A 26,179-nucleotide genomic window follows, 5' to 3' on the forward strand; every position below is an offset into this window, starting at 1 on the left:
TTATATAGTTTGAGGGGCGTACAAACAATAAATATGTTTTGCTATAAAAACGATTTTTTCTATGTGCTATAATGTAGAAACATATAGCTATAAGGAGATGTAAGGCATGATTCCAGTAACAATATTAACTGGTTTTCTTGGATCAGGGAAAACGACATTATTAAATCGTATTTTATCAGAGAATCACGGTCAGAAATTAGCGGTGATCGTAAATGAAATCGGGCAAATTGGTATTGATAATCAGTTGATTATGAATGTTGAAGAAGAAATTATGGAAATGACAAACGGCTGTTTGTGCTGTACTGTACGTGAGGATTTACTCGTTGCGTTAAAACAATTACTGGACGTAAAAGCAGAAGGGAAAATGGACTTTGATGGATTAGTAATTGAAACGACTGGTCTTGCAAATCCAGGTCCTATTATTCAAACATTCTTTTTAGATCCTGTTATTCAATCTGCATACCAAATTAACGGTGTTGTAACAGTAGTAGACAGTTATCATATACATAAACATTTTGAAAAAGGGCTAGAAGCAAAAGAACAAATTGCATTTGCTGATGTTGTATTAGTGAATAAGTTAGATTTAATTGAAGAGAGTGAAAAAGAAAATCTCTTACATGAACTTCAAGGAATAAACCCGACTGCAAAGTTAATTCAGTCGACTAATTGTGATGTGGATATTCCATCGTTACTACAAATTCAAACGTTTAAAACGAAAGATACGTTACAAATTTATCCTCATACAGAGCATAATCATTTAGAAGGTGTAAAATCGTTTGTACTACGCGAAGAGCGTCCGTTAGATTTACAAAAACTAAATGAGTGGATGTCAGCTGTCGTTCAAGAACTAGGAGAATATTTATATCGCTACAAAGGAATTTTATCGATTGATGGAGTGGATAAACGTATCGTTTTCCAAGGCGTACATACGTTATTTGCTGCTTCGTATGATAGAGAGTGGCAAGAGGGCGAAGATCGAGTAAGTGAAGTTGTTTTCATCGGAAAAGATATTAATAAAGAATGGTTCCAAGCACATTTTGAGGAGTGTGTGAAATAAGTCTGCGCATATTGCAGGCTTATTTTTGGATTAACTAAGCACTTTGTAGAAAAATGCTAGATTGCAAAAAATGAAGGATAATAAAAAAGCCTGTTTTCACAGGCTTGTATGTTCATCTAAAAGTAACTCCATTACAACACCTACAACAGGGCCTTCATCATCAATATCGCCATTTAAACGGAATCCAAATGATTCATATAATCCCATTGCAAGTTTGTTATCTGGATGTAAACTTAAATAAATTGTTTTACATTCAAATTTATTTTGTAAGAATTGAATGAGCAAGCGAAGGAAACGTTTTGCGTATCCTTTTCCTTGATATTGTTGGTCAATCATAAAGCGATCTAACCATACGCTTTTACGTTTTTCACAATACCATCCATACATTGCATATCCTACAAGTGTTTCTCCATCATATAAACCTACTGACGTTCCGTTTCCCTCATATAATGATTCTGCTAAAGAAAACGCATTGCTTTCAATAAATTGCTGCTGGTCTTTTGCGACGTTTAAAGCAGCTACCGAACGCCAATTTTTTTCTGTTACTTCACAAATGTGAAGAGTCATAATTCCAACTCACCTTCTAAAATGATATAGCTTGAAAGCTAATATGGATAATTTTACTTGTTATTTTGGTCAAGTCAAGCAGAAACACATAAAAAAGAAGGGGTTGTCCCCAAAGTAGCTGAATAGCTACTTTGGGGACAACCTCTTTAATGTTTATGCTTCATTATGCTAATAAGAGCATCTCCATTAGTGAGCTCAATATTTTAATTCACTGCACATTGAGCTCGTTGAAGGGCACTTGGTTTTGTATTGTCTGCTGTATGTAATATCCTACAGGAGAAATTCTGGATTGTGTTTTTAGTAACAAATTGATCCTTATATTTATCAATTTGGATAGCTAGTTAAAATAAAGATGCTGGTTTAGGATTTGCTATTGTTACAAAATAGGTAAGGATTATAAAAGCAGAACCCTTATAAGGTTCTGCTTTTATTTGGTGTAATTAATTGTCTATATCTAGTGTAAATCCCCATATAGGTTTTTTTTCTTCAATTAACTCAACATCTGTCCTATTTACTTCCATATGAAATTCCCCACGACCTGGTACAGACATATTTAGTTCGTGTCCTACCTGTGGGTTATTTGTAGCAATAACTACTTTGAATTCGCTTGCAGTTAGTACTCCAAAATTATGTCCTTTATATTTTGCGAATAATGTAACATTATAGGCAGCATCTAAATCTGACTTTTTAACTTGTTTTATCAATAGATTATTATCCCACGCATGAGGTATAAATCCATTTTTTAACTCCGCAATGTCTCTTGAAACAATATTAATGAATTCACCATCTTCTTTACCTAAAGAATACTCTTTGCCTTGATAGATCCCATATAAACCTTTTCTAATCACAAAAAACAACCTCCATTATTTATTTTTGGTAGCAGGTATAAATCTATCTAAATCACTACTAAATACTCCTACCAATGTCTCTTCTCCATTTATTACAGTATAAATCTCGGCACCATCACTAGGTGACATATATTGCCCCCATGCTGTTTCGTATTCTGGAATAATGTGTCCGTTTTCGGCAGCTGTAAAACCATTTCCTGTTTGAGGAAATGTAACATACTCATTCGGTTTTACATTTAAAGAATCTCCAAACGATTCAGCGTAAGGAATTTTCATTTTATCAACTTGATTTGTTTTAAATCTAATAGTTGCGTAATCACTAGTTGTAGTGTAAGGTGTTCCTTCATAATCTAAGCGTAGTGATTCATATACATCCTTAGGGGAGTGAATTTGTTTCACATCTTCCATTTTAGCTACACAACCTCCTACGGAATTAAAATATTCAGTTTCCTTCAGGTAATTTTCGACACTGTCCAAACTAATTACTTTTTGTAATAATGTATCTTGATTTGGTGCTGGAACAGAATCTCGTATTTTTTTCATAATTTGGATTTCTTCAGCATTCAATTCAGTGTAATGTTTCACTTTAAGGTTATGGAATTGTTCGTTTGATATATTTGCCTCTTTTAAAACATTATCTATTTGCGAAGCAAATCCCTCGCCTATATGTTCCGATAAATTTTCACGGTTAAAACTTGGAGTAACCTCTACAGCTTTTGGAGTAGTACCTATATTACCTTCACCTTTAGCAAACTGGTAGGTTGAAAGTTTTTCTTCAGCTTGTCTAAAAGCAGCACTATCAAATACAGATCTACCACCATTACCGCCTGCGAAAGCCAAATTATCGCCTTTATTAAATAATTGTCCAGCTTTTGAGATACCTTGAGAGAATTTAGCCCCTTGTGCTAGTTTTGCAGCCTTACTAACCCCTTTATCTCCAAGAAGACCTAATCCAATTTGTGTTAAAGCATAAGATCCCCATCTCGCACGGGTCTCTGCATCACCATTTATTACATCTTTATTAAAAGAGTCGGATAATGCATTCCACATAGCAGGTAAAGCTTCATCTAAATGGGTGACAGTGTAGCCCATGCCTTTCCAAGTTTCCCAGTCACCTAATGCTTTTATACCGTCAATTGTATCTCCAACAGCATCTCCCGCACCATCTACTATACCATCCCATACTTTTCCTAAGAAAGATTTTTCAGGTGCTTTACTAGACTTAGTCGTTTTTTTGGATGTTACATCTTCACTATCTGCAACGCGGAATTTCTCAGCAATTCTCTTTAATTCTTCTTCAACATGTACAAGCGCATTAATAGCTGTGAATGCGGATGGTCTCGCATTGTTAAACATTTGAATGAAGTTTTGATTTGATGCGCCTGTCCATTGAAAACACATGTAATCAATTTGATTGCATAAGTTATTATGTATGGATTCTAATGCGTGCTTTGTATCGTTTGCCCGTTTTGCAACTCGTTCCAATTCTTCGGGCGTTACTTTTATTTGAACCATTTTTTTCCTCCCTTTCCCGATTAAAATTATGAGGTAAGGAAGGGGAAATGTAAATACTTAATATTAAGAAAAAATAGCTATATTATATGAAAAAATTATGGATGAATCTAATGTAAATGTGAAGTGGATATAGAGTTTTTATGAGCATGAAAAGATGTAGTTTCAATTGAAACTACATCTCTAAAATGAACTACTCTTGATTCTTAAAGATTTTCTCATCCATATTAAAGTTAAAATAAAAAACTGTCTCCAAAAGGTCTTATTTAAAGACCTTTTGAGACAGCCTCTTCTTATTAAAAATTGGTTAGTTAGTAGCTTCTTTCAATGTGTTTACGTTTTCTTCCATTAAAGTGAAGTAATCTTTATTATTTTTCGCATCGTCTTCAGAAATAGTAGCTAAGTGATTTAAGCGTAAAATCTTTGTACCTGTTTCTTTTTGAATAACGGATGCTACTTTTGGAGTAGAAAATGTTTCAAATAAAATATATTTTAGATTATGTTCTTTTACTGTTTTTGTAATGTCAGCAAGTTGTTTTTGAGATGGTTCATCAGAAGCTGAAATACCGGCGATAGCAATTTGTTTCAGGCCATAGCGTTGTTCCCAGTATCCATAAGCCGCATGAGAAACTAAAATATCTTTCGTTTTTGCATTCGCAACTGCTGCTTTAAACTGATCATCTAAATCAGTAAATTTTGTTTGAAGTGCTGCGAAGTTTTTTTCGAACTCTTGTTTATGGTCAGGTTGTAATGCTACAAGTGCATTTTTAATTTTTTCTGCCTGTTTCATTGCTAGAGTAGGGTCTAACCAAATGTGTGGGTCTTTATCGTGATGATGTTCATCCTCTTTATGGCCGTCTCCGTGATCATGATGCTCTTCTTCAGTAGAAGTACGCAGTTCAATACCTTTTGATGCATTTACAATTTTAACGTTTTCTTTTTGTAATGTTTTTTCCATTTTTTCAGCAAATGGTTCTAATTCAGCGCCGTTATAAACGAATAAATCGGCTTTTGCAACTTGTACTGTTTGTTTCTGACTTGGTTCAAATGTATGAGAATCTGCACCAGGTGGGTAAATTGCTTCAACAGTTACATAGTCACCACCAATTTTTTTTGCAAAATCTGCAAGAGGAAAAATAGTTGTATAAACAGTTAGCTTTCCGTCTTTCTTGGCATTACCTTCTTTTGTATTTGAGCAGCCAGTAAAAATTAAAGTGAAAATAAGTAAGAATGAAAGTATAGTCAATCTTTTAGGCATGAAGTTCTCCTCTTTTCTTTTTTTACGGATATATTTTCCCCAATTATAGAAGAAAAATATCATTTTAATACAAAACGGAATAATTACGTTTTAGTTTGCGAACTTAGTATAATACATCTTTTATAAAGTTGCAATAAATAATAATCATTCCGATTTGATTTTGTTATAAAGTTGTCAAATATAGATGTGTTATTTTTGCAAATACATGCATATGTGACAACGCAGTGTTCATATATATGAAAGGAGGGTATAGAGGGGGATGAGTGTTTGGGTTACTTAATGGAAGCTATTTTATTGATATTAGCGGTAGTACTACCATTAGCCTTAGTCTTGATTTTTTTAAGAAGATTAATAAGTAATTTAGGAGATGCATCAACCGTAACAAAATTACGAGAGAAAGATGAGAAAAAAGAGTGAGTAAAGCACTATGCGTACGCATAGTGCTTTACTTGTGGTAAAATGAGAGAAGGAAACTCCTAAAAGTTGTATGTTACTAAAGGAGAGAAAAGTAAAATAAGAGGTATATGCATATATGAATAAGCGAACAGCGTTAGTACTTGGTGCAAGTGGTTTAGTTGGGCAAGAGATAACGCGTCTATTACTTGAATCAGATTACTACGATTCGGTTACTATTTTTGTAAGAGAACCAATGCAATGGCAACATGAAAAGTTACAGCAAAAGCAAGTAGATTATTTGGCATTAGAGGAATATAAAGAGTTCTTTGCTGTAGATGACGTATTTAGTTGTCTAGGAACAACAATCAAAAAAGCAAAAACGAAAGCTAATTTCAAAAAGGTAGATTATGAATATACGTTACGAGCGGCTTGTTTAGCTGAAAAACAAGGTGTGCAAAATTTCCTTGTTGTGTCCTCAATGGGAGCGAATCCTAAATCGTTTTTCTTTTATTCACAAGTGAAAGGAAGAATGGAAGAGGAATTGCAAAAGTTAGTAATCGGTGGTATTCACATTTTTAGGCCATCTTTATTAGTAGGAAATCGACAAGAATTTCGCTTTGGTGAACGAATGGCGGAAAAATTATCTCGTATGATTCCTTTTATATTTAAAGGAGCCTTCAAAAAGTATAAACCAATTTCAGCTAAAGATGTGGCAAAAGGGATGTATATAACTGCATTGCGAGAAGAATCAGGTATCCACATTTATAATTCGAATGAAATTACAACGATAGAATAAATAAAACCGAGAAGAAAAGCTTCTCGGTTTTATTTATTGGTACTGATTTTCCCAGGCGCTCGCTCGTATTGATACGGTTCTTCTAACTCAAAGCCAAGTTCATTGGCGGCTATTCGTGGGAAGTAAGGATTGCGAAGTAACTCACGTCCGATAAAAATTAAATCTGCTTCGTTATTATTTAAAATTTGCTCTGCTTGTGCCCCAGTCGTAATCAATCCCACTGCACCAGTTGCAATGTTAGCATGTTCTTTAATATGTTTAGCATATTGTACTTGATACCCAGGATAAACATCGATGCGTGCAGGTACAACAGCCCCAGAGCTACAATCGATTAAATCTACTCCTTGTTCTTTCATCCATTTCGTATACTGAACATAATCTTGAACTGTTAACCCGTCAGGATGATAATCATTTGCTGAAATACGAACAAATAACGGTCCGTTCCAAACTTCATTTATGGAGTCAATGATTTCGCGTAAGAAACGATAGCGGTTTTCAGGTGAACCACCATATTCATCAGTCCGCTTATTGGTAAGTGGAGAAAGAAATTCATTAATAAGATAACCGTGAGCACCGTGTATTTCAATAACGTCAAATCCAGCTTGTTTGGATCGTACTGCAGCTTGCTGAAAAGCTAATACAGTATCTTTAATTTGGTGTTTGCTCATCTCTATTGGCATTTTCATTGTTTCATTAAATGGAATGGCTGAAGGAGCTAACGCATCTGTTTCTAATTCTGCTTTTCTTCCAGCGTGAGCGAGTTGGATGGCAGCTTTTGCACCATTATCGTGTATAAAAGTTGTCGTTTTATGTAAGCCTTCAATTAAACTGTCATCCCAAATGCCTAAGTCTTTATTTGAAATTCGACCTTCAGGTAACACGGCTGTCGCTTCAATTATAACTAAACCAACTTGACCGGCAGCTCTTGTTCCATAATGAATGAGATGGAAATTTGTTACTTGGCCATCCCCGTTTTCCGATGAATACATGCACATAGGTGACATAACAATCCGGTTTTTTAATGTAACATCCTTAATTGTATAAGGTGAAAAAAGTTTGTAATTCATCCAATAGCCTCCTAGATTGAATTTTCTTACATTGTATCATTCTCATTTTTGTTTCTCGAATAAAACGCTTATACGAAAAATTTTGTCTATTCGTGTTACAATAATGAATATGAATTGAATTGGAGGATGACATATGTACCAAGCTTATTATGAAAGTGAATTAGGCTTGCTAGAAATTACAGCGAACGATAAAGGAATTACGTCTGTTATATTTGTTGATGAGAGACAAGAAGAACATATAAATGAAATGATAGATCAATGTATAAATGAGCTAGATGAATATTTTAAGGGGAATAGAAAAGAGTTCACAGTCCCGTTGTCTGCTGAGGGAACAGCATTTCAAAAAAAAGTATGGGATGCGCTCTATACGATTCCTTATGGCGTAAGTGCTTCATATTTAGATATTGCAGAGAAAGTCGGAAATACGAAAGCTGTACGAGCCATAGGAGGAGCAAATAGTCGCAATCCGATTTCAATAATCGTTCCGTGTCATCGTGTAATAGGAAAGAGCGGGAAACTTGTTGGGTATGCGGGCGGTTTATGGAGGAAAGAGTGGTTATTAAAACACGAAGGTATTTTGAAATGACGTATGGATGGGAAGAGGGATTGTTTTGAAATGTATAAATTGTGGGCAACTTTGCGAGGGAAATCAGTTAAATTGTGAAAGTTGTCAGCGGACTTTGCATACTGAACAGAGTGAAGGAAGTTCGCTAATAGACAAGGAATTAGAAGTATATGTAGGGAGACAATATCCGTATTACAAAAGGAAATGGGAGCTTGAGGAAAAGCGGATTGCTAGGTGGAGCTGGAATGGTTGGGCAGCTATTTTCAATGTAGGTTGGCTCGGATATCGTAAGTATTATTTACCTGCAGCTTTATTTGTATCGTTATTATTAGCGTGTGATGCGTTTTCTTATTATATGGGCTTCAACGTAGCATTGCCGATCATTAATATGGTGCCTCTTACGTTTCTATTACTCGTTTTTATTTTATTTGGAATGGCGATTTTTGCGAATGGATTATATTATCAATTTGCAGAAAGGCGTATATATCGAATAAAAGCACGAGAAATTCAAGATGAATCGGTTGAAAAGTACCTCATTCGTGATAGTGGTGGAACGAGTAAAATGGGAGCAACAATTGTTACGATTTTAGCGGTTGCTAGTATTTTTATCAGCCATTTCTTTTTCCCGACTGATCGAGATATTATTCAAAAAGTTCGTACAAGCTCGCTATATGAATATCCATTCTTTTCAATTGGTGAATCGTTTGAAAATTATTTTAGAAATCCGGGTTGGGCATATTATCGTGGCACTGAAGGATTAGAATTGGTAGAGTTCCAAGGGGATAGTCCGGATATGTCGAAGAAAAAGGTTACGATCCAATTTGTTGTTGATTATAAATTGGGTGAGATCGAGCCATACTCACTTATGATTAATGGCGAATCTAAAAATGAGGAAGAATTTTTAAAGATAATGGACGAAATATTTAAAGTTCAAAATCCATTTGACATAGAGGATGGATTACAAGTAAAAGAAATAGAAAAAGAAGTGGATAGTAGAGCTCTCTATCCGCTTCTTTTTTTGTATATACGAAAATAATATTTGAAATAATCTGAATCTTTTGTATAATAATATGTATTATACTGGCTTTCATTTATCCCGCTTTAATGGGCAGTAAGACCCCCACCTCAAAATTCAGTGAAAGTAAAGAAGTTAGGTGGGGGGGCAACTGCCCATAAAAGCCCGATTGGTTCAACTAATAATCAGTGGGGGATGAAGAACCCCCCCACTGATTAAAGTTTCACTTTATACATATAGATTGGGGGAAGGAACAATGAAGAGAAAGGCAACAACGATTGCTGCAGTTGCATTATCGACTAGCGTATTAGTTGCAGGTTGCGGAAATGGGGAGAAGGCATCTACAACGAAGAAAGAAGCAGGTAAGGGGGTAGCAGATAAGCAAGTATTAAACTTACTAGAAACAGCAGAAATTCCTTCAATGGATACGTCAAAATCAACAGACTCTGTATCATTCCGTGCCTTTGTAAATGCAATGGAAGGATTATATCGCTTGGATAAGGATAATAAACCAACTCCAGGTATGGCAAAAGACGTGAAAATTAGTGAAGATAAAAAGACATATACATTTGAATTACGTGATGCGAAATGGTCAAATGGTGATCCAGTTCGAGCACAAGATTTTGTATATGCATGGCAACGTACATTAGATAAAGCAACGGCAGCTGAGTATGCATTTATTTTATTTGATGTGAAAAATGCACAGAAAGTAAATAAAGGAGAGTTACCGTTAGATCAATTAGGAGTGAAAGCGAAGGATGATAAAACGTTAGTAGTAGAATTAGAACAACCAGCACCATATTTCCTTGAGCTTACTTCATTCCCAACATTCTTCCCTTTAAATGAAAAATATGTGAAAGAACAAGGAGATAAATACGGATTAGAAGCAGATAAATTATTATATAATGGACCGTTTACGATGAGTGAATGGAAACATGAAAGAAGTTATCAGTTAAAGAAAAACCCTAATTATTGGGATAAAGATACTGTGAAGTTAGAAGAAATTAATGTGAATATTGTGAAGGAAACAAGCACAGGAGTAAATTTATATGATAGTGATCAAGCGGACCGTGTTATTTTAACTTCTGAATTTGTTGATAAATATAAAAAGAATAAGCCAGATGAATTTAAAACGAAGTTAGATCCACGTATGTATTTCTTACGATTTAACCAAAAAAATGCAACGTTTAAAAATCAAAAAGTTCGTGAAGCAATTGACCTAGCATATGATAAAAAAGGAATTGCAAATGTTATTTTAAATGACGGATCATTGCCAGCATATTTCTTAGTACCTGAAAAATTTACGACAGGACCAGATGGGAAAGATTTCCGTACTGTAAATAAAAATTTCCGTGACAGTAAAGATAATGCAGCAAAAGCGAAAAAGTTATGGGAAGAAGCAAAGAAAGAACTTGGCCAAGATACAATTACAGTCGAATTACTAAATGATGATAACGGTAGTCGTAAAAAAGTAGGAGACTTTATTAAAGAAGAGTTAGAGAAAAATTTACCTGGTATTAAAGTGAATTTAAAACAACAGCCATATAAACAGAAGTTAGATTTAGAAAAGAAATTTGAATATGAATTCTCTTTATCTGCATGGAGTCCAGACTATCCAGATCCAATGACTTATATTGATATGTTTGTTACTGGAAGCTCATTTAATGAAATGGATTATTCTAATCCGAAGTATGATGAGTTAGTAGCGAAGTCAAAAGGAGAACTATTAAAAGATGATAAAGCACGCTGGAATGCACTTGCAGAAGCGGAAAAAATCTTAATTGGTCAAGATGCTGCCATTTCTCCTACGTATCAACAAAGTACAGCATATTTAGAGAAACCGTACGTAAAAGGTATTGCGAATCATACGTTTGGTGGGGACTTCAGTTATAAGTGGGCATATATTACAAAAAAATAGTATAATAAAAGATGAGTGAATTTTCGCTCATCTTTTATTTGTATAGGAGGAATTATAGTTGTTAAACGGAATCAATCATCTTTGTTTTTCAGTATCTAATCTAGAAGATTCTATTGAATTTTACGAAAAAGTATTGGAAGGAGAATTATTAGTTAGAGGAAGAAAACTTGCATATTTTAATATATGTGGAGTATGGGTAGCACTTAATGAAGAAATACATATTCCGAGAAATGAGATTTATCAATCTTATACACATATTGCGTTTTCTGTTGAACAGAAAGACTTTGAAAGTCTACTGCAGCGATTAGAAGAAAATGATGTTCATATTTTAAAAGGAAGAGAACGTGATGTAAGGGATTGTGAATCTATCTATTTTGTTGACCCAGACGGGCATAAGTTTGAATTTCATTCAGGGACATTGCAAGACAGACTTAATTATTATAGGGAAGATAAACCTCATATGACATTTTACTAAGGAGGAAAAGAAGTTGCATGCGCTAGTAATTGGTGGAACAGGAATGCTAAAGAGGGTGTCTATGTGGCTTTGTGAGCAAGAGTTTCATGTTTCTATTATTGGAAGAGATGAAGTGAAATTAGAAAATGTTAAACGAGAGAGTGCTATACCAGAAAATATCACATGCCTTCCGTTAGATTATCATAATGATGACGATGTAAAGGTAGCTATTAAAAGCACAATTGAGCGGAATGGCCCAATAACATTAGTTGTCGCATGGATACACTCAAGTGCAAAAGATGCGTTATCACTTATTTGTAGAGAATTAGACTTGTCGTCTGAAACATACGAAGTTTTTCATATTTTAGGCAATAAAGCGTCGAGAATAGCCTCACAAAAAATAGGCGGTACGCGATGTAGCTATCATAGAATAATTTTAGGTTTTATATTAGAAGATACATACGCAAGATGGCTTACTCATGAAGAAATATCGGATGGGGTAATAAAAGGAATTGAAAGTAAATGTAATGAATGGATTGTAGGACGAGTAGAACCGTGGGAATTGCGGCCAACATGGTAAGGGGGAATTGAAGTGAAGACAACAGTATATGTAACAAGGCATGGTGAAACGGAATGGAATGTAGCGAAGCGAATGCAAGGACGGAAAAATTCTGCTTTAACTGAAAATGGTATACTGCAAGCTAAGCAATTAGGAGAGCGAATGAAAAATTTATCTATTCATGCGATCTATAGTAGTCCGAGTGAAAGAACCCTTCATACTGCAGAGTTAATAAAGGGAGAACGTGATATACCGATAATCGCGGATGAGCATTTCTATGAAATTAGCATGGGTATATGGGAAGGACAGACCATTGATGATATAGAAAGGCAATACCCAGACGACATACAGTTATTTTGGTATGAACCACATCTTTTTCAGTCAACATCAGGAGAAAATTTTGAGGCTGTTCATAAAAGGGTAATTGAGGGGATGCAGATTCTTTTAGAAAAGCATAAAGGAGAAAGTATATTAATTGTTTCTCATGCGGCAGCGGCAAAGCTACTTGTAGGACATTTTGCAGGTATTGAAATAGAAAATGTGTGGGATGATCCATTTATGCATAGTGCTAGTTTGAGTATTATAGAATTTGAAGAAGATAAAGGTGAAGTGAAGCAATTTGCAGATATAAGTCATTTTCAGTAAGCATACAAAAAAGGCCGTGAAAACGGCCTTTTTTGTATGAAAAACTAGCAATTGCGTTTTTTGTACCAGAAGTGATCGAATTTCTTGTTTTTGCAAGATGGGAATTTATGTCCGCCACCTTTGCAATCGTTCCATTTCTTTCCATCATCACACGAATCGTCGCAAGAGCCACCGTGTCCATTAGGGAAGAATTCGCATTTTTTACAGTAACATCGTTTTGTCCAGTAAAATTTCTTTTCAAAGCGTACACATTTTGTAACGAACGTACAATGCTTTCTGCGAGTGCGTTTTGTAACTAACACACATTCTTTTCTACGTGTTACTTTCGTAACGAACGTCCATTTTTGAACGCGAACACGCGTACATTTCGTAACAAATGTCCATTTTTTAACATGCGTACATTTTGTAACGAACGTACAATGTTTCACGCGAGTGCATTTTGTTGTAGGGCAGTTACAATCTTCGCTACAGTCTATTTTTGTAGTGCAATCATCATCGCAATCAAACGTACTTGGATCTTGATGTAAGAAATCTTCCATCCCCGCACTTTTGATTTCCTCAACAGCTTTTCTAATATCACGTTTCATAGAAATCCTCCTTATCATGTATTCAGGTGAAAAGGTATTCTTTTTCATTAACAGGATATGTATATAGGTATCTTTCTGAACAGGACAAGAGTGTAATTTTATATAAATGGTTGATAGCGGATGTATGGACAAGGCAAAGTGCATACATTGAATGAAGAGAACTGAGAAGGGATGTGAAAATATGCTACCTTCATATGATTTTTTTATTCATCCAATGAACCTAGTGGAATTGAAAAAAGACATTTGGTCAGACAGTCCAGTGCCAGCAAAATTAACTTATGGAAAAAAGAAGTATGACATTGATATCGTATATCGGGGTGCTCATATTCGTGAATTTGAGAAGAAATCTTATCATGTTATGTTTTATAAACCGAAAAAATTTCAAGGTGCGAAAGAGTTTCATTTAAATTCTGAGTTTATGGATCCGTCTCTCATACGAAATAAATTATCTTTAGACTTTTTTCATGATATTGGTGTACTTTCACCGAAATCACAACATGTGTTTATAAAAATTAATGGGCAAATTCAAGGTGTATATTTACAGTTAGAATCAGTGGATGAAAATTTTTTGAAAAATAGAGGATTACCGAGTGGTTCTATTTATTATGCGATAGATGATGATGCGAATTTTTCTTTAATGAGTGAGAGAGATAAAGATGTTAAGACCGAGCTTTTTGCAGGTTATGAATTTAAATATTCGAATGAAAATAGTGAAGAACAGCTGAGTGAATTTGTATTTCAAGCGAACGCTTTGTCAAGGGAATCTTATGAAAAAGAAATTGGAAAGTTTTTGCATGTAGACAAATATTTAAGGTGGTTAGCTGGCGTCATTTTTACGCAAAACTTTGATGGTTTTGTTCATAACTATGCACTATATCATAACGATGAAACGAACTTATTTGAAGTGATACCGTGGGATTATGATGCGACTTGGGGGCGAGATGTACAAGGGAGACCACTTAATCATGAGTATATTCGTATTCAAGGTTATAACACATTAAGTGCAAGATTGTTAGATATACCTATATTTAGAAAACAATACCGAAGTATTTTAGAAGAAATATTAGCAGAACAATTTACCGTTTCATTTATGATGCCGAAAGTAGAAAGTTTGTGTGAATCGATCCGTCCTTATTTACTACAAGATCCATATATGAAAGAAAAATTAGAAACATTTGATCAAGAAGCTGATATGATTGAGGAATATATAAATAAAAGAAGAAAGTATATACACGATCATTTACATGAATTGGATTAATTTTGAAAGAGATTGGAACATTATCAATCTCTTTTTTTGTATAATAAAGATGTATTGGTAGAATTGATGTAATATGTACTTAATAAAGAATGGGGATGTGGAAACATGACAGTAAAATGGATTGAGTGGGCAAAACAAATACAATCTATAGCTCAAGCGGGTTTAACGTATTCTAAGGATGTGTATGATATAGAACGTTTCCAACAATTACGGGATATTTCCATTTCGATGATGTCACATTACACTAAGACAGATTGGGAAGTTGTAGAGAAGTTATTTGCAAGCGAGACAGGCTATCAAACACCTAAAGTTGATATAAGAGCAGTCGTTTTTCAAAATGAAAAGTTATTATTTGTGAAAGAAAAAAGTGATGGGAAATGGGCATTGCCAGGTGGATGGGCTGATATCGGTTATACGCCGACAGAAGTAGCAGCAAAAGAGGTTTTAGAGGAGACAGGATATGAGGTAGATCATTTTAAGTTACTCGCTATATTTGATAAAGAAAAACATCAACCATCGCCTTCAGCAACGCATGTATATAAAATTTTTATTGGCTGTAAAATTATTGGTGGTGAAAAGAAAACTAGTATTGAAACAGATGATGTGGAGTTTTTTGGTGAGGATGAATTGCCTAATTTATCGATTGCTAGAAATACAGAAGAGCAAATTAAACAAATGTTTGCCTACATAAAAGAACCGCAGAAAGAAATAGTAATAGATTAATAATGCTTATGCCGATAATAATGTTGGAATGAAGATATTGGCAGAATGCAACCTTTATGTAATAATGGGATGGTATGTGAAGAAAAAAGGAGATAGAAAATAAAATGTTAGCAAGCATAATAGATCAGTTATTGCAGTTCTTTGCAAGCTTAGGTTATTTTGGGGTAGCGCTCGGTTTAATGATTGAAATTATCCCAAGTGAAATTGTACTTTCATATGCCGGTTTTTTAGTGGCAGAGGAGAAAATTAGTTTTGTTGGTGCTGTTATTGCAGGAACGATCGGTGGTACGCTAGCACAGATTTTTTTATACTGGCTTGGATACTACGGAGGACGTCCAGTTGTAGAGAAATATGGGAAATATCTGCTTATTAATAAACACCATTTAGACATAGCAGAAAATTGGTTTAAGCGTTACGGAGCAGGAGTAATCTTTTCGGCACGTTTTATCCCAGTCGTACGTCATGCAATTTCTATTCCAGCAGGATTAGCTAAGATGCCATTAAAACTATTCACACTGTATACAGTAGTTGCGATTATTCCGTGGTCAATACTATTTATATATTTAGGTGAAAAGCTTGGTGGAAATTGGCGACATATTAAAGAATATGCATCTGATTACACACATTACATAATTATAGGAGCGATTCTCTTTATTGCTCTATACTTCGGTTTAAAGTATTTCAAAAAGAAAAAAGCAGCGCGTTAAAGTCAATGATTTTTCATTGGCTTTTTTTACTTGTTTCGGTTCTAAAAAAAAAGAGTTGTCCATAATGTGTAATAATAAAGTGTAGCGGGGGAATGTGATGAAAGGGTCACCGTTTATACGTGGAACGATATTTTTAACAATGGCAACGATGATATCTAAAATGTTAGGGTTTATATATGTTATACCATTTACAGCTATGGTCGGTACGAGTGGGTACGTTTTATACACGTATGCTTATCGTCCATATACAATTATGCTCAGCATTGCGACGATGGGACTACCACTTGCAGTTTCAAAGATGGTATCAAAATATGATCAACTAAATGATTATCATACGGTTAAGAGAGTGCTGAAAAGTGGAATTGTTTTTATGTTTATAATGGGAATTATTTCGTGTTTTACGTTGTATATGCTAGCTCCGCATTTGGCTAAACTTGTAATCGATGGAAATGATCAAACGGGGAATAGTATAGCGGCGGTCACTACTAATATTCAAATTGTAAGTTTTGCGTTAATACTTGTACCAGTCATGAGTTTATTAAGGGGCTTTTTTCAAGGGTTCCAATCGATGGGGCCTTCTGCTCTAAGTGTAGTTGTAGAGCAATTTTTTCGGGTATTAACCATCTTGATAGGAAGCTTTGTCGTTATATATATTTTAAAAGCTTCTATCTCACTAGCTGTTGGTATTTCAACATTCGGTGCTTTTATGGGAGCGATAGGTGGACTAACTGTTTTAAGTGCGTATTACATAAGGAGGAGAAAGCACTTAAAGAAAAAAGAAATGGCAAGTATACCACAAACAACGAAATCTTTTTTCTCACTCTATAAGGAGCTCTTTACATATTCAATACCATTTGTTGTGGTTGGTTTAGCAATTCCGTTGTATCAGACGATTGACACATTTACAATTAATAAATTGCTTATACAAATGGGATATATGCAAGGAGAAGCAGAGAAGATTAATGCAATAATTGGACTTGTTCAGATGGTTGTACTTATCCCAGTTTCCGTTGCGACTGCTTTTAGTATGTCACTCGTACCTGAGATGACAAAAGCTTATACAGCAGGAAATGTGAAGTTGCTGTACAAACATTTTACGAGGACGAATCTATTAGTAGTAGGTATTACGGTACCAGCGGCGATTGGAATGATGATGTTAGCAAAACCGGTATATACTCTTTTATTCGGCGCCGGAAATGATCCAGAGATGGGAAGTATTATTTTACAGTATTACGCTCCTGCCTGTATACTATTTTCGCTTTTTACAGTAACAGCTGCGATGCTCCAAGGAATCAATCAGCAACAGAAAACGGTGCTAGGGTTAGTGATTGGCATTATTGTAAAGATAGTTTTAAATATTGTATTGCTTCCGTATTTCGATTATGTAAGTTTTATTATTTCAACATACGCTGGTTACACGATTTCAGTTGGCTTTAACTTGTGGATGCTTTCTAAATATGTTATAAAGGCAACATAAGCTTTTTAAGGCAGAGAGCGCTCTGTCTTTTTCTTTGTTTAAAATATTTTTCTTGTAAAAACGTTTTCAAAATAATTTTTCTATTGAAATTTAAACGTATGTTTCATATGCTGAGAATGGCGGTTCAAAAACTGTTATGTAAGAGAGGTAGATTCCTACATGTAAAAAGAATCGGGGTGATAGTATGTTAAATATTTATTTAACAGACCGAAACGGAAAACTACAAGAGATTGAGGAAATGCAAAAGGGTTGCTGGATTAATGTACTTCATCCAACGGAAGAAGAAATTCAATATCTAGTACAAACTTTAAATGTAGACTTAGATTTCATTAAAGACCCTTTAGATGATGAAGAACGTTCTCGTATTGAAAAGGAAGACAGTAATACTTTAATAATCGTGGATATTCCAACAGTTAGACATGATGAAGAAGGAAATTCGATTTATGACACGATTCCAATAGGTATGATTGTTATGCCAGATTGTTTTGTGACAATTTGTTTAGAGGAAAACCCAATATTTGAACGTTTTATTAATCAACGTATTAAAGAATTTTATACGTTTAAAAAGACACGATTTGCACTTCAGCTCTTATATACGATTTCTACTTATTATTTAAGATACTTAAAGCAAATTAACAGAAAAACAATTGATTTAGAGCATCAATTAAATCAGTCGATGAAAAATAAAGAGATTTTCACATTGCTAGGTCTTGAAAAAAGTTTAGTTTACTTTACAACATCATTAAAGGCGAATAAAATCGTAATTCAAAAGTTAATGCGTAACAGTACATTTTTAAAAATGTATGAAGACGATCAAGATTTATTAGAAGATGTATTAATTGAAAATAAACAGGCTATTGAAATGGCGGAAATATATAGTCACATTTTAAGTGGAATGATGAATACTTTTAGTTCCGTTATATCAAATAACTTAAATAGTGTTATGAAACTGTTAACGTCTATTACAATCATTTTATCGTTACCAACGATGGTTTCTAGTTTCTTTGGAATGAACGTAAAGGTTCCGTTTGAAGGGGAAGCGCACGGTTTTGTAATTGTACTTATAATATGTGTAACACTATCTTTCACATTAGCATTTGTTTTTTGGAAGAAACGTTACTTTTAACGATAAGAAAGCTGCTCTAGCATAGTTATATAACTGCGCTAGAGCAGCTTTTTTGCTATGAAATCGAAAGTTTTGAATAGAATATAGCTTATGAAATGTAATGTATATGATAGAGGGGAATTTCGTATAAGTCTTGTTCAATTAATGAAATAGGGTTAAAATTACATATTGTTAATGAAAAGTTGGAGGAAATACATCATGGAATTGTTTCAATTACCGAAAGCATTCCTGCAAATGAATACAATCTTTATCTCCATATTGATCGAAGCACTTCCTTTTGTGCTCATTGGTGTATTTATTTCAGGATTCATTCAAATGTTTGTTACAGAAGATATGGTAGCAAAATGGATGCCGAAAAACCGATTTCTGTCTGTTTTAATGGCTACTTTTTTAGGGATGATGTTTCCAGGCTGTGAATGTGGAATCGTTCCGATTGTAAGGCGATTAATCGGAAAAGGGGTTCCGCCATATGCCGGGATTGCATTTATGTTAACTGGACCAATCATTAATCCAGTCGTATTATTTGCAACATACGTTGCCTTTGGAAGTAGTATGCACATGGTATGGTATCGTTCTATTGTAGCGATTATCGTAGCAATTATCGTTGGAATTATATTATCATTTATGTTTAAAGAACATCAATTACGAGATGATCACTTCCCAGAAGTGAATCATAAGCGTCCATTACGTAAAAAAATGTGGGATGTATGTACGCATGCTGTTGAGGAATTTTTCTCAATGGGGAAATATTTAGTATTAGGTGCGTTAATTGCAGCAGCAGTTCAAACGTTCGTACAAACTTCAACACTTCTTGCTATAGGACAAGGGCCGTTTTCTTCGCCAGCTGTTATGATGGGACTTGCTTACATTTTATCACTTTGTTCAGAAGCAGATGCATTTATTGCTTCGTCATTCCAAAGTACATTTTCAACAGCGTCACTTGTCGCGTTCCTTGTATATGGACCGATGGTGGATATTAAAAATATGTTTATGATGCTTGCGACATTTAAAACAAAATTTGTAATTGTCGTTACAGTTACAGTTACACTTGTTGTTTATGCAAGCTCACTACTCATTTATGCGATGGGGTGGTAGGTTATGTTTCGAGCATATATATTATTAGGTTTTACAATCTTAATCGCGCAGCTTCATATTTCAGGTAATATTACGAAGTATATTAATATGAAGTATGCCTACTTATCAAAAACAGCAGCTATTATATTAGGTTTTTTAACTGTTGTTCAAATTATAATCGTTTTCCAAAAAGAACATCAAAAAGAAAGAGAACAGCATAATTGTGGTTGTGATCATAGCCATTGCGGACATGACCATTCAAAAGATGAAAACACATGGTGGAAAAAAGCATTTTCGTACACATTGTTTTGTTTTCCAATTGTCTCAGGTTTGTTTTTCCCGATTGCAACGTTAGATTCAGATATTGTTAAGGCGAAAGGATTTCATTTTCCTGTTGCGCAAGCAGAAAGTAAAGATCCATTTATGACAAGGCAATTTCTAAGACCTGACACGAGTATATATTACGGAAAAGAAGGATACCGTGGTGTAATGGAAAAAGGAAAGAAAGAGTTTGTTACGAAAGATAGTATTGCTTTAAAAGATGAAGATTTCTTAAAAGGGATGGAAACAATTTATAATTATCCTGGCGAGTTTACTGGGAAGAAATTATCTTTTAAAGGGTTTGTTTTCAAAGATGATTCTTCTAAAAAAGAACAATATTTCTTATTCCGTTTCGGTATTATACATTGTGTAGCGGATTCTGGTGTATATGGTATGTTAGTGAAAAAGCCAGAAGGGGTAGAATGGACCAATGATGATTGGATTCAAGTTGAAGGAGAAATATCAACGGAATTTTATCAGCCATTCCATGCGAATATTCCTGTTTTAGAAGTAACGAAATGGAATAAAGTTGAACAACCGAAAGAGCAATATGTATTTAGAGGAGCCGATTGATAACATCGGTTCTTTTTTATGGACTAAGAGTTCTGAATGTTGTTAATATTAAACGTGTAGTTCATTTAGTATAGTGATTATTGAGATATTAGGGATACATCATTAAAGGGGTGATAACAATGACAGAAGTAAAGGGGAAAACGGCCAATGAATCAAGGGTGTTCAAAACGAGCCGAGTATTTCCAACAGATTTAAATGATCATAATACGTTATTTGGTGGAAAGATATTAGCCGAGATGGATATGGTTGCTTCTATTTCAGCGACGAGGCATGCAAGAAAAGAATGCGTCACAGCATCTATGGATTGGGTAGATTTTTTACATCCTGTTCGTTCTACCGATTGTGTGAGTTATGAATCCTTTGTAATTTGGACGGGTAGAACGTCTATGGAAGTATTTGTGAAGGTAGTAGCAGAAGATTTAATTTCAGGTGAGAAGCGCATCGCAGCAACGTCATTTGTTACTTTTGTTGCACTTAGTAAGGAGAACAATCCAGTTCCAGTTCCTCGAGTAATTCCTGAAACAGAAGAAGAGAAAGAATTACATCGCATTGCTGTATTGCGTGCAGAACAACGTCATATACGTAAGGCGGAGAGTAAGAAAGTAGCCACATTACTAACTTTTTAAGTTGAATATTAAGTCGTTAAAGGTATTATAACGGACTGAAATGTTTTTCATATGAAAAGCGGACACCTAACAATAGGTGTCCGCTTTTATAGTTTTTTCATCCACATATCATATGACTGTAACTACTTAGCAGAAGCAAGCAGCACCGACGATGATTAAGAGGATAAATAATACGACTAATAGCGCGAATCCATTACCATGTGCGAAGCCCATTGTTATTTCCTCCTTTTATTTTAAGATACAACATACAATATGCAAATGAGCTATCGTTTGATATGGACATATATCATGCAATGACATATTTTCTTGAATGATATTGTATTAAAAAAGGGAAGATATAGAAATAACAGTAAGTGGAGAAAGGAAAATATCCATGAAACACTTTTTCGTTGTAATCCTTTGTGTAATAGGTGTATTCATTTGGATGAACATCGATGTGGAAATGGGGAAAAAAATGGCTAGTGAATATGAAGTAGGACAAGTTCGATTAGGTGAATTTCAACTGTATACGAACGGTGAAGAGTTATATACGAATTTATTTGAGGATATACGTAATGCGGAGAAGTACATATATATCCATTTTTATATTGTAGGTAAAGATGAAATAAGCAAAGAGTTTTTGCAGTTGCTCGAGAAAAAGGCATCTAGCGGAGTAGAAGTGAAATTGTCAGTCGATCGAATAGGTGGATATAAGCTGAAGAAAAAGACAATTCGTCAACTACAAAGCAACGGTGTCCAGTTTACGTTTAGTAAAAAACCTAAATTGAAACATTTATTCTATTCGTTGCATCAGCGAAACCATAGACGAATTGTTACGATAGACGGAAAAGTATCATATATCGGCGGCTTTAACATCGGAAAGGAATACCTTGGACAAGATCCGAAATTTGGCCCGTGGCGTGATTATCATGTGCGAGTCATTGGGAATGGTGCCACGGATATGGAAAGACAATTTGCTGCTGACTGGAAAGAAGATACAGGAGAAAAAATGCCTGTACATGAAAGTCTACCTGCAATTGGGAATGTAAAATATCAATATTTATTTTCAGATGGAAAAGGGTTATGGGAAAAATATGGAGCGCTTTTAAAGCAGGCTAAAAAGTCTTTAATTATTGCTACACCATATTTTGTACCAAGTAAAGAAATGATGAAAGAGTTAAAAGGTGCATTAAACCGCGGTGTCAATGTGAAAATTCTCGTACCATTTAAAAGTGATGCAGTATTGTTAAAACAAGCTGCCTACCCGTATTTGAGAGAGATGAACCATGCTGGAGCGGAGATTTATCAATATCGGAATGGTTTTTTTCACGGGAAAGTAACAATCATTGATGGAGAAATTGTTGATATAGGTACAGCGAATTTTGATAATAGAAGTTTTTATTTAAATTGTGAATCTAATTGTGTCGTATATGATAAAACAGTTGTTGCTGACGTATGGGATCGACTAAAAGAAGACTTCCATAAATCAAAAAGATTTTCGGAAGAAGATTTTGAGAAAATTAGTAAATGGGATTGGTTTTTAGCAAGAATAGCAAATGTTATAGCATCATATTTATAGCATATAGACAAAAAGTAGGGAGGCACTTTCATGGATTGTATGAAAGAATTGATGAGGTATAGTTATATGCTTATATATAAGGTTGGGGAGTATACAGGACAGGTAAGAGACGAAGAATTAAAGGAGCTATTACAGCATCATTTACCATATATGTTGCAAGCATATAATGAACAAGTGAATTTTCAAGAAGGAGAGAATGTACAGCATATAACTTGTGAACCAATTCCATTTCATTTTCATGAAATGGAAAAGGAAACTGATAGTAAATATACAGGTGATATTTATATTGCAACTTGTTATATTTCGCATTTGAAACGGTTAGCGTTAAAGTTTGCTCAAGTGGCAGTTGAAGTTGCAAATCCAGAATTTCGCTCGTTTTTAGAAAACTGCTTCCTGAAAATGAATCGTTATGCCTATAGTGTATGGCAATATGTCGTGAAGAAAGAGTATAAGATTAAACATGTATATGAAAAGGAGAAGTTTGCATAAGAAACTAAGGCGGAAAGATAGGCGCCTTAGTTTTTTACTTTTTGTGGAGAAAAAATGACTATATATATTATCAGAAAATTTACAAATATTTACCGTTTATTTACTATTTTTCAATCTTTCCTTTAAAAATAGAGAGTAATATGGGATTGTACATATTCTATCAAAAGGAGGAAACGCAAATGAACAAATGGGTTAAATCATTAACTGCTATGGCACTTGCAAGTTCTTTATTAATGGTAGGTTGTAGTAAAGGTGAGGACAAGAAGAAAGAAGACGATACAACAACACAACAAGAGGATAAAAAGGATAAAGAAACAAGTGGAACTGAGAAGTCTACGGATTCTAAAGAAAAGAAATAATGTAAGAATAGAGTTTCCTCTTTTATGTGAGGAAGCTTTTTTGTTGTAAATTGATTGAGATTATTGAAAAATAGAGAAAGAATGAAAGAGGGGGAAAACAAATGAAAGTATGCATATTGGGAGCAACAGGGCGAGTAGGTTCAAACATAATTAAATTAGCATTAAAAGATTCAGCAGAAGTGACTGCATTAGCGCGTGATTCAAGTAGAGTAGAAATAAACCATGAAAGATTACGAGTTATAGAAGGTAATGTATTAAATGAAAATGATATAAAGAAAGCGATAGAAGGAAGCGATATAGTAATTAGTGCACTTGGAACGGATCAAAATGGGACGTTAGCGAAGAGTATGCCACAAATTATAAAGAAAATGGAAGAAGAAGGAGTTCGTAAAATCATTACAATAGGAACAGCCGGTATTTTACAAGCAAGAACAAATCTAAATTTATATCGTTTTCAATCAACGGAATCAAAGAGAAAGTCGACAACAGCAGCAGAAGATCATTTAGCTGCATATAAGATACTTAGTAGTAGTAATTTATGCTGGACGGTCGTTTGTCCGACGCATTTAATTGACGGTGATGTGACAGGTATATATCGAACTGAAAAAGATGTATTACCAGAAGGAGGAGCAAAAATAACAGTTGGTGATACAGCGCAATTTACGTGGAATCTATGTAGTAAAAACAAATATGAGAATAGCCGAGTAGGTATTTCCTATTAAAAAACCATCCCGCAATTGGGATGGTTAAAAGACGATATAACATACAAATATGATAATCATAATGATTTGGAGAATGGCTTTCGCTACTGTGCTGCTTAAAAAACCAACTACAGTAGCAACTCCTACTAGAAAGGCGTCTTTTGGCGCCTTTTTATGCATGAGTTCTGTAATAAATACAGATAAGAACGGTATGATAATTAAACCGAATGGTGGGAAGAAGAAAGATCCGACAATGATAGAAATCATACCGACACGTTCTCCCCATTTAGAACTTCCATATTTTTTTAAGAAATATCCATTTGCAATAAAATCAGCAACGAAAATGAATAGTGTGAAAATGACTTGAATAATCCAAAAGGAAGTTGTTAGTTCTCCACCATTTATACCGAAATGGTAAATGAAATATCCAGCCCAGACAGCGAGGATGCCTGGAATGATAGGGTAAATAAAGGCAAGAAATGAAACAATAAAACAGGCAATGATACAGATTGTTAATAATACTGTCACTTTATAGCTCCTTCTTCGTGTCTAATTTATGTACCGCAATTTTTTTCACTTGATGTCCATCAAGTTCTAGTGCTTTAAACTGAAAACCGGCAAATTCAATGGAATAACCAGCCTCAATATTTAAGTCCACTGCTTGAGAGAGGAGCCAGCCTCCAATTGTATCTAAATCACTATCATCAATATGTAGGCCAAACATATCATTCACTTCAGAAATGAGCACCTTACCGTCTAAAACAGTAAGCTTCGGCGTACGCTTTTCAATCATAGGTGATTCATCCGCATCAAACTCATCTTGAATTTCTCCAATAATTTCTTCGAGAATATCTTCCATTGTTAAAAGTCCAGCCGTACCACCATATTCATCCATAACGATTGCCATCTGAACGCGATTCTTTTGTAGATGAACTAACGTTTTGCGAATTGGAACAGTTTCAAATACAGTTAGTACTGGATGTATGTAAGATTCAAGTGGCTTATGAATGCCTTTCGTTTGATCATGAAATACTTCTTTCGTATTGATCATACCGATAATATCATCTTTATCTTTTTCGATGATAGGGTAGCGTGTATACTTTTCAGTTGCGACGATATCCATATTTTCTTCTAACGTATTTTCAGTAGATAAGCAAATCATTTCTGTACGAGGGACCATAATTTCTTTCGCAACTCGATCATCAAATTCAAAAATATTATTTACATATTTATATTCGGCTTGATTTATTTCGCCGCTTTTGAAACTTTCACCTAAAATGAGTCGTAGTTCCTCTTCAGAATGGGCCAGTTCATTTTCTTTCGCAGGTTCTAAACCGAGTAGTTTTGTGAAAAAGATAGCCGTACTATTAAGTAACCAAATGAACGGGTACATAATTTTATCAAATAAAATAAGTGGTCGTGCAAACTTAAGTGTGATTGCCTCTGCTTTTTGAATTGCAAAAGACTTTGGAACTAATTCACCTAATACAACATGGAAAAATGTAATCACGCTAAAAGCGATAATAAAGGATAAAGTATTTGCCATTGTTCCAGTAATATTAATCTTTTCAAAGAGCGGTCGTAGTAAATGTTCCACAGTCGGTTCACCAAGCCAACCAAGCCCTAAAGAAGTAATTGTAATCCCGAGCTGACAAGCTGATAAATAAACATCTAAATTAGATATGACACTTCTTGCAGCTAAAGCTTGTTTATTGCCTTCATTTGCAAGCTGGTCAATTCGACTTTTTCGTACTTTTACAACAGCGAATTCTGATGCAACGAAAAAGCCGGAAATAAGGATAAGTACAATGATGAGAAAAATATTTAATATGTCCAAGTGTATTCTCTATTCCGTCGCTTGGAATAAAGATGTCACCTCCTGCAATTATGTTATACTTTTATAATAAATCCAAATGAAAAGAATAGTCAAAGAAAAAGGGTAA

The 26,179-nt window shown here is 34.5% G+C and carries 30 protein-coding genes; 21 read left to right on the forward strand and 9 right to left on the reverse strand.

The genetic code is table 11. From position 1 onward, the window contains the following. Positions 1 to 106 precede the first annotated feature (106 nt). Complete coding sequence (locus MR083_RS00785; RefSeq protein WP_000613439.1) at positions 107 to 1,057, forward strand: CobW family GTP-binding protein; 951 nt, start codon at positions 107 to 109, stop codon at positions 1,055 to 1,057. A 96-nt stretch (positions 1,058 to 1,153) separates the two neighbouring features. On the opposite strand, the gene MR083_RS00790 is transcribed toward MR083_RS00785, so the two are convergent. From MR083_RS00790 to MR083_RS00805, 4 genes are all read right to left on the reverse strand, one after another. After that, on the reverse strand, positions 1,154 to 1,624 hold the full coding sequence (locus MR083_RS00790) for a GNAT family N-acetyltransferase (RefSeq protein ID WP_000172424.1): 471 nt from the start codon (positions 1,622 to 1,624) through the stop codon (positions 1,154 to 1,156). Positions 1,625 to 2,064: 440 nt separating this feature from the next. Next, positions 2,065 to 2,472, reverse strand: a complete 408-nt coding sequence (locus tag MR083_RS00795; RefSeq protein WP_242268251.1) for a hypothetical protein — start codon at positions 2,470 to 2,472, stop codon at positions 2,065 to 2,067. Positions 2,473 to 2,487: 15 nt separating this feature from the next. After that, positions 2,488 to 3,987, reverse strand: coding sequence for a WXG100 family type VII secretion target (locus MR083_RS00800; protein WP_242268252.1), 1,500 nt, complete (start codon positions 3,985 to 3,987; stop codon positions 2,488 to 2,490). Positions 3,988 to 4,291: 304 nt separating this feature from the next. Beyond that, positions 4,292 to 5,242 carry a metal ABC transporter substrate-binding protein gene (locus tag MR083_RS00805; RefSeq protein ID WP_001126183.1) on the reverse strand — a complete coding sequence of 317 codons (951 nt, stop codon included), beginning with the start codon at positions 5,240 to 5,242 and terminating at the stop codon, positions 4,292 to 4,294. A gap of 267 nt (positions 5,243 to 5,509) precedes the next feature. Here MR083_RS00805 and MR083_RS00810 point away from each other — a divergent pair, with 267 nt between their 5' ends. Together MR083_RS00810 and MR083_RS00815 are read left to right on the forward strand one after the other, a co-directional pair. Further along, the gene (locus MR083_RS00810) at positions 5,510 to 5,659 is read left to right on the forward strand and encodes a hypothetical protein (protein WP_000540925.1); all 150 of its coding nucleotides are present in this window, start codon (positions 5,510 to 5,512) and stop codon (positions 5,657 to 5,659) included. Positions 5,660 to 5,774: 115 nt separating this feature from the next. After that, the gene (locus tag MR083_RS00815) at positions 5,775 to 6,434 is read left to right on the forward strand and encodes an oxidoreductase (protein ID WP_001042754.1); all 660 of its coding nucleotides are present in this window, start codon (positions 5,775 to 5,777) and stop codon (positions 6,432 to 6,434) included. 29 nt (positions 6,435 to 6,463) lie between these two features. Here the strand turns inward: MR083_RS00815 and namA are convergent, their stop codons facing one another. Continuing rightward, positions 6,464 to 7,501 (reverse strand): NADPH dehydrogenase NamA, encoded by a 1,038-nt coding sequence (namA, locus tag MR083_RS00820; protein ID WP_242268253.1) that lies wholly within the window; start codon positions 7,499 to 7,501, stop codon positions 6,464 to 6,466. Between the two features lie 133 nt (positions 7,502 to 7,634). On the opposite strand from namA, the gene MR083_RS00825 reads away from it, so the two are divergent. The 6 genes from MR083_RS00825 to MR083_RS00850 all read left to right on the forward strand — a co-directional run bounded on the left by MR083_RS00825 (position 7,635) and on the right by MR083_RS00850 (position 12,657). Beyond that, positions 7,635 to 8,087 (forward strand): methylated-DNA--[protein]-cysteine S-methyltransferase, encoded by a 453-nt coding sequence (locus MR083_RS00825; RefSeq protein ID WP_000283887.1) that lies wholly within the window; start codon positions 7,635 to 7,637, stop codon positions 8,085 to 8,087. A 25-nt stretch (positions 8,088 to 8,112) separates the two neighbouring features. Beyond that, positions 8,113 to 9,102 (forward strand): DUF2628 domain-containing protein, encoded by a 990-nt coding sequence (locus MR083_RS00830; protein WP_041184661.1) that lies wholly within the window; start codon positions 8,113 to 8,115, stop codon positions 9,100 to 9,102. 235 nt (positions 9,103 to 9,337) lie between these two features. Further along, positions 9,338 to 10,999 (forward strand): peptide ABC transporter substrate-binding protein, encoded by a 1,662-nt coding sequence (locus MR083_RS00835; protein WP_000823005.1) that lies wholly within the window; start codon positions 9,338 to 9,340, stop codon positions 10,997 to 10,999. Positions 11,000 to 11,057: 58 nt separating this feature from the next. Continuing rightward, on the forward strand, positions 11,058 to 11,474 hold the full coding sequence (gene fosB, locus MR083_RS00840) for a FosBx1 family fosfomycin resistance bacillithiol transferase (RefSeq protein WP_000931692.1): 417 nt from the start codon (positions 11,058 to 11,060) through the stop codon (positions 11,472 to 11,474). Between the two features lie 13 nt (positions 11,475 to 11,487). Further along, positions 11,488 to 12,033, forward strand: coding sequence for a short-chain dehydrogenase (locus MR083_RS00845; RefSeq protein WP_000543148.1), 546 nt, complete (start codon positions 11,488 to 11,490; stop codon positions 12,031 to 12,033). Between the two features lie 12 nt (positions 12,034 to 12,045). Then, positions 12,046 to 12,657 carry a phosphoserine phosphatase 1 gene (locus MR083_RS00850; protein ID WP_242268254.1) on the forward strand — a complete coding sequence of 204 codons (612 nt, stop codon included), beginning with the start codon at positions 12,046 to 12,048 and terminating at the stop codon, positions 12,655 to 12,657. Positions 12,658 to 12,701: 44 nt separating this feature from the next. On the opposite strand, the gene exsB is transcribed toward MR083_RS00850, so the two are convergent. Next, positions 12,702 to 13,244, reverse strand: a complete 543-nt coding sequence (gene exsB, locus MR083_RS00855) for an exosporium protein ExsB (protein ID WP_061182986.1) — start codon at positions 13,242 to 13,244, stop codon at positions 12,702 to 12,704. A gap of 181 nt (positions 13,245 to 13,425) precedes the next feature. Between exsB and cotH the strand changes: the two genes are divergently transcribed. The 8 genes from cotH to MR083_RS00895 all read left to right on the forward strand — a co-directional run bounded on the left by cotH (position 13,426) and on the right by MR083_RS00895 (position 21,129). Then, positions 13,426 to 14,502: a spore coat protein CotH gene (cotH, locus tag MR083_RS00860; RefSeq protein WP_242268255.1), complete on the forward strand. Its 1,077-nt coding sequence runs from the start codon at positions 13,426 to 13,428 to the stop codon at positions 14,500 to 14,502. A 105-nt stretch (positions 14,503 to 14,607) separates the two neighbouring features. Next, a complete protein-coding gene (locus MR083_RS00865) occupies positions 14,608 to 15,225 on the forward strand; it encodes an NUDIX hydrolase N-terminal domain-containing protein (protein ID WP_061182985.1) in 618 nt (205 codons plus the stop codon). Positions 15,226 to 15,329: 104 nt separating this feature from the next. Further along, a complete protein-coding gene (uptA, locus tag MR083_RS00870; protein WP_000881210.1) occupies positions 15,330 to 15,932 on the forward strand; it encodes an undecaprenyl phosphate transporter UptA in 603 nt (200 codons plus the stop codon). Between the two features lie 97 nt (positions 15,933 to 16,029). After that, positions 16,030 to 17,409, forward strand: a complete 1,380-nt coding sequence (locus tag MR083_RS00875) for a putative polysaccharide biosynthesis protein (RefSeq protein ID WP_011040245.1) — start codon at positions 16,030 to 16,032, stop codon at positions 17,407 to 17,409. A 184-nt stretch (positions 17,410 to 17,593) separates the two neighbouring features. Further along, positions 17,594 to 18,535 carry a magnesium transporter CorA family protein gene (locus tag MR083_RS00880; protein WP_000932390.1) on the forward strand — a complete coding sequence of 314 codons (942 nt, stop codon included), beginning with the start codon at positions 17,594 to 17,596 and terminating at the stop codon, positions 18,533 to 18,535. 198 nt (positions 18,536 to 18,733) lie between these two features. Beyond that, complete coding sequence (locus tag MR083_RS00885) at positions 18,734 to 19,630, forward strand: permease (RefSeq protein ID WP_000418724.1); 897 nt, start codon at positions 18,734 to 18,736, stop codon at positions 19,628 to 19,630. 3 nt (positions 19,631 to 19,633) lie between these two features. Then, positions 19,634 to 20,503 carry a TIGR03943 family putative permease subunit gene (locus tag MR083_RS00890; RefSeq protein WP_000488036.1) on the forward strand — a complete coding sequence of 290 codons (870 nt, stop codon included), beginning with the start codon at positions 19,634 to 19,636 and terminating at the stop codon, positions 20,501 to 20,503. A gap of 119 nt (positions 20,504 to 20,622) precedes the next feature. Further along, positions 20,623 to 21,129, forward strand: a complete 507-nt coding sequence (locus tag MR083_RS00895) for an acyl-CoA thioesterase (RefSeq protein WP_000141171.1) — start codon at positions 20,623 to 20,625, stop codon at positions 21,127 to 21,129. 126 nt (positions 21,130 to 21,255) lie between these two features. Here MR083_RS00895 and MR083_RS00900 read toward each other — a convergent pair whose 3' ends face one another. Further along, positions 21,256 to 21,342: a YjcZ family sporulation protein gene (locus MR083_RS00900; RefSeq protein ID WP_000505094.1), complete on the reverse strand. Its 87-nt coding sequence runs from the start codon at positions 21,340 to 21,342 to the stop codon at positions 21,256 to 21,258. Positions 21,343 to 21,502: 160 nt separating this feature from the next. On the opposite strand from MR083_RS00900, the gene cls reads away from it, so the two are divergent. The 4 genes from cls (at position 21,503) to MR083_RS00920 (ending at position 24,257) form a co-directional block, all read left to right on the forward strand. After that, entirely contained in the window at positions 21,503 to 22,687 is a 1,185-nt protein-coding gene (gene cls, locus MR083_RS00905) for a cardiolipin synthase (RefSeq protein WP_000680138.1), read from the forward strand. Between the two features lie 30 nt (positions 22,688 to 22,717). Beyond that, a complete protein-coding gene (locus tag MR083_RS00910) occupies positions 22,718 to 23,176 on the forward strand; it encodes a spore coat protein (RefSeq protein ID WP_242268256.1) in 459 nt (152 codons plus the stop codon). 179 nt (positions 23,177 to 23,355) lie between these two features. Continuing rightward, positions 23,356 to 23,535 (forward strand): hypothetical protein, encoded by a 180-nt coding sequence (locus MR083_RS00915; RefSeq protein WP_001045960.1) that lies wholly within the window; start codon positions 23,356 to 23,358, stop codon positions 23,533 to 23,535. Between the two features lie 101 nt (positions 23,536 to 23,636). Further along, complete coding sequence (locus MR083_RS00920; protein WP_062822317.1) at positions 23,637 to 24,257, forward strand: NAD(P)-dependent oxidoreductase; 621 nt, start codon at positions 23,637 to 23,639, stop codon at positions 24,255 to 24,257. Between the two features lie 24 nt (positions 24,258 to 24,281). Here MR083_RS00920 and MR083_RS00925 read toward each other — a convergent pair whose 3' ends face one another. Beyond that, on the reverse strand, positions 24,282 to 24,764 hold the full coding sequence (locus MR083_RS00925) for a DUF456 domain-containing protein (protein ID WP_000217327.1): 483 nt from the start codon (positions 24,762 to 24,764) through the stop codon (positions 24,282 to 24,284). Between the two features lies 1 nt (position 24,765). Continuing rightward, positions 24,766 to 26,073 (reverse strand): hemolysin family protein, encoded by a 1,308-nt coding sequence (locus MR083_RS00930; RefSeq protein ID WP_000353746.1) that lies wholly within the window; start codon positions 26,071 to 26,073, stop codon positions 24,766 to 24,768. Between the last annotated feature and the right edge of the window lie 106 nt (positions 26,074 to 26,179).

Source organism: Bacillus cereus group sp. BfR-BA-01408, from assembly GCF_022663305.1.
Lineage (GTDB): Bacteria > Bacillota > Bacilli > Bacillales > Bacillaceae_G > Bacillus_A > Bacillus_A pacificus.